The organism is Microbacterium sp. Z12_35, assembly GCF_058310475.1.
This window is the reverse complement of sequence record NZ_JBZEGJ010000001.1, coordinates 791,486-803,745: the sequence shown is the minus strand read 5'-3', so window position 1 is coordinate 803,745 and position 12,260 is coordinate 791,486. Positions and strand designations below refer to the sequence as shown.

The following is a 12,260-nucleotide window of genomic DNA, read 5'->3' as shown; positions in this document are numbered from 1 at the left end:
CATGCGTGTCCGCCAGATCGTCCCCTCGGCCGACCGGGATCACGACATCACCGACGCCGAAGGACGCTCCTGGCTGGAATCCGTCTACGCGTGGGACGAGCCGCGCTACGTGCGGCTCAATATGATCACGAGCCTCACCGGTGCCGCCGTCGGCGTCGACGGCACGAGCGAGACACTCACCAGCCGCACCGACCGAGCGATCCTCGGCATCATCCGTTCGCATGCCGACGTCGTGGTGGTGGGAGCCGCCACCGTCCGGGCGGAGGGGTATCTCCTCCCCCGCCGCTCCGTGCTGGCGATCGTCACCGCGACCGGCCATCTCGACGGACACCGCCTCTCGGAGGCCGCCGACCGCGTGGTCCTCGTCTGCCCGGCAGACCGCGCAGAGTCCGTGCGCGTCCGCGCCGATCTGCCGGCGGCCCAGGTGCTTCCGGTGGCAGGCGAGGGCGAACTCGATCCCCGCGGGATCGTCGATGCGCTGACCGCCCACGGGATGGGCCGTATTGTCTGCGAGGGCGGGCCGACCCTGGCCGGACGGTTCGCCGGAGCCGGCGTGATCGACGAATACTGCCTGACCGTGGCTCCCGTGCTCGAGGCGGTGGAGCGTCCCTTCCTGCCGGTGGCGACACGGGTCGACACCGATGTGGCGGGGATGCTGGTGGACGAGGCGGCGTTCAGCTACGTGCGTCTACGCCCTCGACGGTGAGCCCCTGCCTCCGCAGCCACTCGCTGATCGCCTGCGACCAGCGCTCCTGGTCGTAGTTCCACAGCTTGGTGTGCCGGGCGACAGCGAACGTGTGCATCTCGACGAGGTCAGGACGGGCAGCGGCAAGCCGGTGGGATGCGTCGGAGGGCACGAACCCGTCATCGTCGCTGTGCAGCAGGAGAATGGGGTGCCGCAGCTCGTCGGCGCGGGCGACGCCGTCCAGACGGTCGAACGGAATGGGCGCGCCGGTACGCGCGACAGGAGATGCCCACTCGGATCCGAGCGCGCCGAGTGCGAGCCCGGTCACCGGGGCGGGGAGGTGCATCTGCTTGGCCTGATATTCCAGCACGACCCGCCAGTCGACGACCGGCGACTCGAGGATGAGCCCGACGATCATGTCCTGATGAGGGGAATTCAGCTCCACCTGCAGGGCCACCGCTCCCCCCATCGACCAGCCCATCACCACCACGCGGCGCGCGCCGGCGCGACGAGCGTGCCCGATCGCCGCATCCACGTCGCGCCACTCGGTGGCGCCCAGCGCGTAGGTCCCCGTGCGGCTTCGGGGAGCGTCGCCATCGTTGCGGTACGACACCAGCATCGACGTGTATCCGAGCGAGTGGAACAGCGGCACCGCACGCAGCGCCTCAGCGCGGGTGGTGCCCCGGCCATGCACCTGGATGACCCAGAGGTCCGAGTCGACAGCCGCGGGGAAGACCCAGGCGGGGCACGGGCCGATCGAGGTCCCGATGAGCTCGTTGCGGAACGGGAGCTGGAGGTCCTCGGGGCGGTCGAAGTACCAGCCACTGAACGCCGCATCCGGGGCCAGGCGTGCACCGCTTCCCACGTGCGTGAGCAGCTTTCGCTTGACCGTGCGCTCATCCTCGGAGAGGACGGATCCGAGCTTGACGTACGGGAGGGTGCCGGTGGTGAACAACCCATAGCGTCCGGGCAGCTCGGTGTCGGCATTGCGTTCGAGGGTGATCGTCTGGGCGCTCGTGTCGAGGTCGACGATCCGGGTGTCGGGCACGCGATCCGCCGGTGTGACCACGCGGCGTGCAACCCGGACGGTGATCGCTCCGATCGCGGTCACCACAGCGCCCAGCGAGATCGCCAGGAGCGCGATCGACGTGCGCAAGGCTGCGGCATGCCGGGGAGAGGCGCCGGGGGTTGCGGCGCGCCTGGAGGCGTTCATCGAGGCCTCACTCTAGTCTGTCGCCGTGACCGACCTTCCTCCCGACGGGTCTCCGACGGAGTTCGCGCGTGCGGCCGACGACCTGCGTTCGCTCGCGTTCCGCCCCGACTTCGCGGTGCGCGAGATCCCCGCGCCGGAAGGCCTCGCGCCCGAGGCCCTCGCCCTCGCCGGTGACGTCCGACCTGACGACGGGGGCGGGCTGGACTCGCCGTACGGCACAGGGCGCTTCATCCTGTTGCACGATCCCGTCGAACCCGAACCGTGGGAGGGCGCGTGGCGCATCGTCTGCTTCGCGCAGGCACCGCTGGAGACGGAGATCGGCACCGACCCGATGCTGGCGGACGTGGCATGGTCGTGGCTCACCGACGCCCTCGCCTCGCGTGGCGCGGGCTACCATTCCGCGTCAGGAACGGCCACGAAAACACTGTCGAAAGGGTTCGGCTCTCTGTCCGCCCACGGCGACGGAGCACAGATCGAGTTGCGCGCATCGTGGTCGCCGGAGGGACCCTTCGGCCCACATGTGGAAGCATGGGCTGAGCTGGTGTGCATGCTGGCCGGGCTGCCGCCGGGCTCCGAGGGAATCGCCGTGTTCGGCGCACGAAGGACTGTGAGTGACTGATTACGCCGTGATCGCCGACACGGACGGGTTCTCAGCAGCCGTTCGCGCGCTCGCCGCAGGTACCGGACCCGTCGCTGTCGACGTGGAGCGTGCCTCCGGATTCCGCTATTCGCAACGCGCCTACCTGATTCAGGTGTTCCGTCGCGGCGCGGGCAACTTCTTGTTCGACCCGACGCAGATCGACGACTTCGCTCCGCTGCAGGAGGCTATCGGCGACGCCGAGTGGGTCTTCCATGCGGCGAGCCAGGATCTGCCATCGCTCCGGGAACGTGGCCTCGAGCCCCCCAAGATCTTCGATACGGAGCTTGCGGCACGGCTGTTGGGGCATGAACGAGTGGGCCTGGGCGCCGTGGTCGAGTCGACCCTCGGGATCACTCTGGCGAAGGCCCATTCGGCCGCCGACTGGTCAACGCGACCGCTTCCGCAGTCGTGGCTGGAGTATGCGGCTCTGGATGTCGCCCACCTCCTGGATGTGCACGACGCCCTCGTCGTCCAGCTCGAGGAGCAGGGGAAGACCGCTTACGCCGCCGAGGAGTTCGAAGCGGTGCGCACGCGCACGCCGAAGCCGCCCCGTGAAGACCCGTGGCGCCGGCTGAGCGGGCTGCACACCGTGCGCGGGCGTCGCTCGCTCGCCGTCGCGCGCTCGCTGTGGCAGGCCCGTGAGGACTTCGCGCGGGAACAGGACGTCGCCCCCGGCCGCCTCGTGCCCGACCGATCGCTCGTGGCGGCCGTGCTCGCCGATCCCCAGTCCAAGCAGGAACTCGCGAGCATCAAAGAGTTCAACGGCCGTGCCAGCCGATCGCAGCTCGACCGGTGGTGGAACGCCATCGTGGAGGGTCGCGCCGCGGAGGAACTTCCTCCCGACCGTGTGCCCTCCGACACGCTTCCTCCCCCGCGGGCATGGGCCGATCGCAATCCGGAAGCCGACGCCCGATTGCGCGCGGTGCGCCCCGTCGTCGAGGCGCGCGCGGAAGAGCTCGGGATGCCGACGGAGAATCTGCTCACGCCCGACCTGCTCCGCCGGCTCGCCTGGGCGCCGCCGCTCGACCCGACCGCAGACGAGATCGGGCTCGCCTTGCGGGAACTCGGTGCGCGCGAGTGGCAGATTGAGCAGACCGCACAGCTAATCGCCGATGCCTTTGTAGAATCCGTCAAAGAGCCGGACGAGGCCTCGTCCGAGGATTCGTAGGTTCGATCCAACCGATTCGGGGCGGCCCATGGGCGCTCCTAGGCTGGCGGCATCCCTACTCTTGGAGGCAGAGTGCCCGACATCTCGGACGTCTTTTTCGTCGATGGAATGCGCACGCCGTTCGGCCGCGCCGGCGAGAAGGGCATGTACTGGAACACCCGCGCGGATGACCTCGTCGTCAAGGCGATCATCGGACTGATGGAACGCAACGCACAGGTGCCGAAGGACCGCATCGACGACGTAGCGATCGCGGCGACCTCGCAGACCGGCGACCAGGGCCTCACGCTGGGACGCACGGCCGCGATCCTCGCCGGCCTCCCGCAGTCGGTGCCCGGACTCGCCATCGACCGCATGTGCGCAGGCGCGATGACGAGCGTCACGACGATGGGCGCGTCGATCGGCTTCGGCCAGTACGACATCGCCCTCGCCGGCGGCGTGGAGCACATGGGCCGGCACCCGATCGGTGCGAACACCGACCCCAACCCGCGTTTCGTTGCGGAGAAGCTCGTCGATCCGGGCGCGCTGAACATGGGCGTGACCGCCGAGCGCATCCACGACCGATTCCCGCACCTGACGAAGGAGCGCGCCGACCGTTACGGGATGCTGAGCCAGCACAAGTTGCAGGCCGCGTACGAGGCCGGCAAGATCCAGCCCGATCTGGTTCCGGTGGCCGTCAAGGATGCGGAAGGCGCGTGGGGTCTCGCGACCGAAGACGAGGGCCGCCGCCCGGAGACGACCATGGAGGGTCTCGCCGCCCTCAAGACGCCGTTCCGCCCGCACGGACGGGTCACGGCCGGCACCTCCTCACCGCTCACCGACGGGGCGACCGTGTCGCTCCTGGCCGGCGGGGACGCCGTGAAGGAGCTGGGTCTCCAGCCCAAGATGCGCATGGTGTCGTTCGCGTTCGCCGGCGTGCAGCCCGAGATCATGGGCATCGGCCCCATCCCGTCGACCGAGAAGGCTCTGCGCAAGGCCGGACTCACCATCGACGACATCGGGCTGTTCGAACTCAATGAGGCGTTCGCCATCCAGGTGATCTCGCTCCTCGATCACTTCGGCATCGCCGACGACGACCCGCGCGTCAACGCGTGGGGCGGCGCTCTCGCGGTGGGCCACCCCCTCGCCGCATCCGGCGTTCGGCTCATGATCCAGCTCGCCGCACAGTTCCAGGAGCGCCCCGATGTCCGCTACGGCCTGACGGCGATGTGCGTCGGCCTCGGCCAGGGCGGATCGGTCATCTGGGAAAACCCGTACTTCAACGGCAAGAAGCGGAAGTAAGTGCACATGACGAGTTACGACGACATCGATTTCACCGTTCTGGAGTCCCTGTCCGCCGACGAGGTCGTCACGCAGTCGCGTGTTCGCGACATCCGGCTCGCCTCGGGCAAGGTGCTCGCCCTCATCACGCTCGACAACGGTCGTGACCACACCCGGCCGAACACGCTGGGTCCTGCGACGCTCGCCGAGCTCGGTGCAACCTTGGGCGGGCTGAAGAAGCGCGCCTCCGCCGGCGAGATCGACGCGGTCGCGATCACCGGGAAGCAGTACATCCTGGCGGCAGGAGCCGACCTCTCCGAGGTGGCGAACCTGCCGTCGAAGGATGTCGCACGACTCATCGCGCAGCGCGGACACCAGGTGCTCGGCTCACTGTCCGAGCTGGGCGTGCCCTCGTTCGCGTTCGTGAACGGTCTCGCGCTCGGAGGCGGTCTCGAGATCGCGCTGAATTCCACCTACCGCACCGTGGATGCGTCGGCGGCGGCGATCGCGCTGCCCGAGGTGTTTCTCGGCATCATCCCGGGGTGGGGCGGTGCGTACCTGCTCCCGAATCTCATCGGGATCGAGAACGCCCTCGAGGTCGTGATCTCCAATCCGCTGAAGCAGAACCGGATGCTGAAGCCGCAGCAGGCATTCGACCTGGGCATCATGGACGCGATCTTCCCGGCATCGAACTACCTCGAGGATTCGCTGCGCTGGGCCGACGGCGTCCTCACCGGCGCGGTGAAGGTCTCGCGGAAGCACGAGCCGGGGAAGATCGAGCGCCTGACGAAGTGGCCCATTGCGATCAAGATGGCCCGCGGCATGCTCGAGAGCCGGATCGGCACCGTGCCACGCTCCCCGTATGTCGCGCTGGATCTGCTCGACAAGGCCAAGAGCGGCACCAAGGCCGAGGGGTTCGCCCGTGAGGACGAGGCCCTGGCCGATCTGATCGTGGGCGACCAGTTCGCCGCATCCATGTACGCGTTCGATCTCGTGCAGAAGCGGGCTAAACGGCCCGTGGGGGCGCCGGACAAGGCGCTGGCGAAGAAGGTGACCAAGGTCGGCATCATCGGCGCGGGCCTCATGGCCAGTCAGTTCGCACTGCTGTTCGTGCGCAAGCTGCAGGTTCCTGTGCTCATCACCGACCTCGATCAGGCGCGCGTCGACAGGGGCGTCGCCTCCATCCACGAGGAGATCGGCAAGCTCGAAGCCAAGGGTCGGCTCGACTCGGACGCCGCGAACCGGCTCCGTGCGCTGGTGCGTGGCACGACCGACAAGGGCGCGTTCTCCGATTGCGACTTCGTGATCGAGGCCGTCTTCGAGGAGGTCGGCGTCAAGCAGCAGGTCTTCGCGCAGATCGAAGCGATCATCGCCGACGACGCGATCCTCGCGACGAACACCTCGTCCCTCTCGGTCGAGGAGATCGGCGCCAACCTCGCCCACCCCGAGCGCCTGGTCGGCTTCCACTTCTTCAACCCGGTCGCCGTCATGCCGCTCGTCGAGATCGTGCGCACGCCCGGAACATCGGACGCGGCCCTGTCGACCGCGTTCGTGGTCGCGAAGAATCTCGGCAAGAACGCGGTGCTCACCGCCGACTCCCCCGGGTTCGTCGTGAATCGCTTGCTCGCCATCGTGATGGGCGAGGCCGCGCGTGCGATGTTCGAAGGTACGCCGCTCCTCACGGTTGAAAAGGCCTTCGGACCCCTCGGTCTGCCCATGACGCCGTTCCAGCTCATCGACCTGGTGGGCTGGAAGGTGGCCGCCCACGTGCAGGACACCATGGCCTCCGCCTTCCCCGACCGCTTCTTCGCGTCGGAGAACTTCCACGAGCTTGCCGAGCTTCCGCAGGTCGTGGAGAAGGACAAGAGCGGCCGGGTCACCGGCTGGACGAAGGCCGCGCAGAAAGTGCTGAAGACCGGCTCGTCCCCCGCATCCGAAGAGGCCATCCTCCACCGAGTGCAGGACGGACTCGCGCAGGAGATCACGCTCATGCTCAACGAGGGCGTCGTGCCCGCGGTCGAGGACATCGACCTCTGCCTGATCCTCGGCGCCGGCTGGCCGTTCATCGACGGCGGCGCATCGCCCTACCTCGACCGCGAGGGCGCATCGGAGCGGGTTTTCGGCGACACCTTCCACCACCCGCCGATCCGCGGCATCGGCAGCTGAACGGCATCCACGAGGGGCGGTCCTGCGGGGCCGCCCTCTTGGCGTCCGCGCCGGAAGTGCCGCTGAGCGGCGGCCGACGCTTCGCGGCGGTGGCGGGTCGGGTCAGCGCTCGCGCGCGTCGCGTCGCGCGGAGACGTCCATCAACCACACGGGCTGCTGCTCCGTGGGCCGCGCGACGGGGATGCGGGTGCCGAGCACCTGGGACACCACATCCTGGGCGATCTTCGCCGGCGTGAGGCCGGCGTCATCCAGGATCTGATCGCGCGAGGCGTGCGGGATGAATTCGTCGGGGACGCCCAGTTCGTCGACGGCGGTATCGACCCCGGACTCGCGGAGAACCTGCCGAATCCGTGTACCGACCCCGCCGACGCGGATGCCGTCTTCGATCGTGATGACGAGGCGATGGCGCGCGGCGAGCTCCACGATGGACGGCTGGACCGGGATCACCCAGCGCGGATCGACCACCGTGGCGCCGATTCCTTGCGCGCGCAGGCGCTCCGCGACGTCGACCGCGATATGAGCCATCGGTCCGATGCCGATCAGGAGAACATCCTCCGCGTCCGAGCGGACCAGCACGTCGACCCCGTCGGCCAGGCGCTCGAGCGCGGGGAGGTCGGGCGCGGCCGCACCCTTCGGGTAGCGCACCACCGTAGGAGCGTCGTCCACGGCCACCGCTTCGCGCAGCTCTTCACGCAGGCGCGCCGCATCGCGGGGTGCGGCGATACGGATGCGCGGCACCAGCTGGAGCATGGCGAGATCCCAGATCCCGTGGTGGCTCGGACCGTCCGGGCCGGTGATGCCCGCGCGATCGAGTGCGAACGTGACGCCCGCTCCGTGCAGCCCGACATCCATCAGCACCTGGTCGAAGGCGCGGTTCATGAACGTCGCATACATGGCCACGACGGGATGCAGCCCGCCGAACGCCAAGCCCGCCGCGGAGGCGACGGCGTGCTGCTCGGCGATGCCGACGTCGTACACCCGCTCGGGGAAGCGCTCGGCGAACACCTGCAGGCCGGTGGGGCGCAGCATCGCCGCGGTCATCGCGATGACGTCCTCGCGTTCCGCGCCGATGGCGGCGAGCTCGTCGGCGAACACGTCGGTCCAGTCGTTGCCGCCGCTGAGGGAAAGCGGTTCACCGGTCACCGGATCGATCCGCCCCACCGCGTGGAACTGGTCGGCCACGTCGCTGCGGGCCGGACCGAAGCCCCGTCCCTTGTCGGTGATGGCGTGGACGATGACCGGGGCGCCGTACGACTTCGCCAGCTCCAGAGTCTCCAGGAGAACCTCGAGGTCATGACCGTCGACCGGTCCGAGGTACTTGATGTCGAGATTGGAGTACAGTGCCGCGTTGTTGGTGAATCGCGAGAGGAACCCGTGCGTGCCGCCTCGGACGCCCCGGTACAACGCGCGGGCTGCGGGGCCCAGCCGACGGAACAGCGAGTCGGAGCCCCGGTACAGCGTGCGGTAGGCGTCACCTGTCCGTACCCGGTTGAGGTAACGTGCCATCCCCCCGATCGTGGGGGCGTAGGAGCGGCCGTTGTCGTTGACGACGATGACCAGGTTGCGGTCGTTGTCGTCGGTGATGTTGTTGAGCGCTTCCCACGTCATCCCGCCGGTCAGCGCACCGTCGCCCACGACGGCGACGACGTGCCGGTCGCGGCGTCCGGTACGCGTGAAGGCGCGCGAGACGCCGTCCGCCCAGCTCAGGGAGCTGGAGGCGTGGGAGGACTCCACCACGTCGTGGGGGCTTTCCGAGCGCTGCGGGTAGCCGGCCAGTCCGCCCCGGGAGCGCAGACCGGAGAAGTCCTGACGCCCCGTGAGGAGCTTGTGGACGTACGACTGGTGACCCGTATCGAAGATGATCGGGTCGGCCGGCGAGTCGAAGACGCGATGGATGGCGATGGTGAGTTCGACGACGCCGAGATTGGGACCGAGATGCCCACCCGTACGGGCGACGTTCTCGACGAGGAACGAGCGGATCTCGGCGGCGAGCTGCTGCAGCTGCGGAAGGTCCAGCGCATCGATGTCGCGCGGATTCCGGATTGTCGGCAGCAGCTCCATGAGACCCTTCTTCGGCCGGTCGCGACGCCGGGCGTCGTGCTCAGAGTTTAGCCGCGCACTCTTGGACGATGCCTGTACGCGCGGGAAAAGGCATCCGTGTGTACCGTTGCGCCGCATCCGCCGGCAAACGGCCGGTGGCCCCGAGGTCTCCCCCGGGGCCACCGACGCGCGTGTTCAGACGAGCGAACGCAGCACGTACTGCAGGATGCCGCCGTTGCGGTAGTAGTCCGCCTCGCCGGGCGTGTCGATGCGAACGACCGCATCGAACTCGATCGGCTGCTTGCCTTCGGCCGACGCGTCGCTCGGCTGGGCGGTGACCCGCACGGTGCGCGGCGTCGTGCCCTCGTTGAGCTGAGCGATGCCCGACACCGAGATGATCTCGGTCCCGTCCAGGCCGAGCGACGCCGCCGACTCCCCCGCCGGGAACTGCAGCGGCACGACACCCATGCCGATGAGGTTGGAACGGTGGATGCGCTCGTAGCTTTCTGCGATGACCGCACGCACGCCCAGGAGGCTGGTGCCCTTGGCGGCCCAGTCGCGCGACGATCCGGAGCCGTACTCCTTGCCGGCGAGGATCACCAGGGGGGTGCCCGCCGCCTGGTAGTTCTGCGACGCGTCGTAGATGAAGGCCTGCGGCGCGCCGTCCTGGGTGAAGTCGCGCGTGTAGCCGCCCTCCACGCCGTCGAGGAGCTGGTTGCGCAGGCGGATGTTCGCGAACGTACCGCGGATCATGACCTCGTGGTTGCCTCGGCGCGATCCGTAGGAGTTGAAGTCCTTCCGATCCACGCCGTGCCCCATGAGGTACTGACCGGCGGGGCTGTCGGCCTTGATCGAGCCGGCGGGCGAGATGTGGTCGGTCGTGACCGAGTCACCCAGCTTCGCCAGCACCCGTGCGCCCGAGATGTCGGACACCGCGTCGGGCTCGATCGTCATGCCCTCGAAGTACGGGGGCTTCCGGACGTAGGTCGAGGCGTCGTCCCACTCGAAGGTCGCGCCCGTCGGGGTGGGAAGGGAACGCCACCGCTCATCGCCGTCGAACACGCTCGCGTACTGCGTGTCGAACATGTCGGTCGAGATCGAGGAGTCGATCGTGGCCTGCACTTCGTCGGCGCTCGGCCACACGTCGCGCAGGAACACGTCGTTCCCGTCCGCGTCCTTGCCCAGCGCATCCGTCTCGAAGTCGAAGTTCATCGACCCGGCGAGGGCGTACGCGATCACCAGCGGCGGCGACGCGAGGTAGTTCATCTTCACGTCGGGGTTGATGCGACCTTCGAAGTTGCGGTTGCCCGAGAGCACCGCGGTGACGGCGAGGTCGTTCTGGTTGATGGCCTCCGAGACCTCTTCGATCAGCGGGCCGGAGTTTCCGATACACGTGGTGCAGCCGTAGCCGACGGTGTAGAACCCCAGAGCCTCGAGGTCGCCCGTGAGACCGGCCTTGTCGTAGTAGTCGGTGACGACCTTGGAGCCCGGCGCCAGGGTGGTCTTGACCCACGGCTTGGCCTTTAGCCCCTTCTGTGCGGCGTTGCGGGCGAGCAGGCCCGCCGCGAGCATGACCGAGGGGTTGGACGTGTTGGTGCAGGAGGTGATCGCCGCGATTGTGACCGCGCCGTGGTCCAGCATGAAGGACTCCCCGCCCTCCAGCGTCACCTTCGTCGGCTTGGACACCGTCGAGGGCGCGTGCGCCAGCGATTGCGCGTCGTGCTCGTGCTGGTGGCTGACCTCCGTGGGCGGCTCGCCCTGGCTGTGCTCGTCCTGCGGCGTGAAGCCGATCGGGTCGGATGCCGGGAAGGTCCCCTCCACCGCCGCATCGACGGGCGTGTGTGCGCCGGGCTCGGCGTAGTCCAGCAGGTCGTGCCCGAACTGCTCCTTGGAACGGGACAGCTCGATGCGATCCTGGGGGCGCTTCGGACCGGCGATCGACGGCACGACGGTGGAGAGGTCGAGCTCCATGTACTCGCTGAACGAGGGTTCGGTCGCCGGGTCGTGCCAGAGGTGCTGAGCCTTGGAGTACGCCTCCACGAGGGCCACCTGCTCGTCGCTGCGGCCGGTGAGACGCAGGTAGTCGAGGGTCACGTCGTCGATGGGGAACATGGCCGCGGTCGAACCGAACTCCGGGCTCATGTTGCCGATGGTCGCGCGGTTGGCCAGCGGCACCGAGGCGACGCCCTCGCCGTAGAACTCGACGAACTTGCCGACCACGCCGTGCTTACGCAGCAGGTCGGTGATCGTGAGCACGACGTCGGTCGCCGTCACGCCGGTCGGGATGGAGCCGGTCAGCTTGAACCCGACGACACGGGGAATGAGCATCGACACGGGCTGGCCGAGCATCGCGGCCTCGGCCTCGATACCACCGACGCCCCAGCCCAGCACTCCGAGGCCGTTCACCATCGTCGTGTGGGAGTCGGTACCCACGCACGTGTCGGGGTACGCGCGGAGCACGCCGTCGACCTCACGGGTGAAGGTCACCTTGGCCAGGTGCTCGATGTTCACCTGGTGCACGATGCCGGTTCCGGGCGGGACGACCTTGAAGTCGTCGAACGCCGTCTGACCCCAGCGGAGGAACTGGTACCGCTCACCATTGCGCTCGTATTCGATCTCGACGTTGCGCTCGAATGCGTTCGGCGTGCCGAAGAGGTCGGCGATGACCGAGTGATCGATGACGAGTTCGGCCGGCGCGAGCGGGTTGATCTTGGTCGGGTCACCACCGAGGTCGGCGACGGCCTCGCGCATGGTGGCGAGGTCGACGATGCAGGGAACACCGGTGAAGTCCTGCATGACGACGCGCGCCGGCGTGTACTGGATCTCGGTGTCGGGCTCGGCCGAGGGGTCCCACGAGCCGAGGGCGCGGATGTGTTCGGTCGTGATGTTGGCGCCGTCTTCGGTGCGCAGAAGGTTCTCCAGGAGGACCTTGAGACTGAAGGGGAGCTTCTCGTAGCCGTCGACCGAATCGATCCGGAAGATCTCGTAGTCGGTGCTGCCGACCGTCAGGGTGCTCTTGGCACCGAAGCTGTCAACCGTGGACACGTTCGTCTCCTTCGTCGGCGAATGCGGGCGAGCCCGTCTTCCCATC

General features: G+C 68.5%; 8 protein-coding genes. 5 read left to right on the top strand and 3 right to left on the bottom strand.

Annotated features, from left to right (window positions below):
• The first annotated feature begins 1 nt into the window (after position 1).
• Entirely contained in the window at positions 2-706 is a 705-nt protein-coding gene (locus AC4FS1_RS04010; protein ID WP_491152857.1) for a dihydrofolate reductase family protein, read from the top strand.
• Here AC4FS1_RS04010 and AC4FS1_RS04005 read toward each other — a convergent pair.
• Entirely contained in the window at positions 675-1,898 is a 1,224-nt protein-coding gene (locus tag AC4FS1_RS04005; RefSeq protein WP_491152855.1) for an alpha/beta hydrolase family protein, read from the bottom strand. The genes AC4FS1_RS04010 and AC4FS1_RS04005 overlap by 32 nt on opposite strands.
• 25 nt (positions 1,899-1,923) lie before the next feature.
• On the opposite strand from AC4FS1_RS04005, the gene AC4FS1_RS04000 reads away from it, so the two are divergent.
• The 4 genes from AC4FS1_RS04000 to AC4FS1_RS03985 all read left to right on the top strand — a co-directional run bounded on the left by AC4FS1_RS04000 (position 1,924) and on the right by AC4FS1_RS03985 (position 7,129).
• Positions 1,924-2,517 (top strand): DUF3000 domain-containing protein, encoded by a 594-nt coding sequence (locus AC4FS1_RS04000; protein ID WP_491152853.1) that lies wholly within the window; start codon positions 1,924-1,926, stop codon positions 2,515-2,517.
• Complete coding sequence (locus AC4FS1_RS03995; protein ID WP_491152852.1) at positions 2,510-3,706, top strand: ribonuclease D; 1,197 nt, start codon at positions 2,510-2,512, stop codon at positions 3,704-3,706. The genes AC4FS1_RS04000 and AC4FS1_RS03995 overlap by 8 nt, the downstream gene beginning before the upstream one ends.
• A gap of 72 nt (positions 3,707-3,778) precedes the next feature.
• Complete coding sequence (locus tag AC4FS1_RS03990) at positions 3,779-4,984, top strand: thiolase family protein (protein ID WP_491152850.1); 1,206 nt, start codon at positions 3,779-3,781, stop codon at positions 4,982-4,984.
• Positions 4,985-4,990: 6 nt separating this feature from the next.
• Positions 4,991-7,129 carry a 3-hydroxyacyl-CoA dehydrogenase NAD-binding domain-containing protein gene (locus AC4FS1_RS03985; RefSeq protein WP_491152848.1) on the top strand — a complete coding sequence of 713 codons (2,139 nt, stop codon included), beginning with the start codon at positions 4,991-4,993 and terminating at the stop codon, positions 7,127-7,129.
• Positions 7,130-7,231: 102 nt separating this feature from the next.
• On the opposite strand, the gene dxs is transcribed toward AC4FS1_RS03985, so the two are convergent.
• Both dxs and AC4FS1_RS03975 read right to left on the bottom strand, forming a co-directional pair.
• Entirely contained in the window at positions 7,232-9,190 is a 1,959-nt protein-coding gene (gene dxs / locus AC4FS1_RS03980) for a 1-deoxy-D-xylulose-5-phosphate synthase (RefSeq protein ID WP_491152845.1), read from the bottom strand.
• Between the two features lie 174 nt (positions 9,191-9,364).
• Complete coding sequence (locus AC4FS1_RS03975; protein WP_491152842.1) at positions 9,365-12,214, bottom strand: aconitate hydratase; 2,850 nt, start codon at positions 12,212-12,214, stop codon at positions 9,365-9,367.
• Positions 12,215-12,260 lie beyond the last annotated feature (46 nt).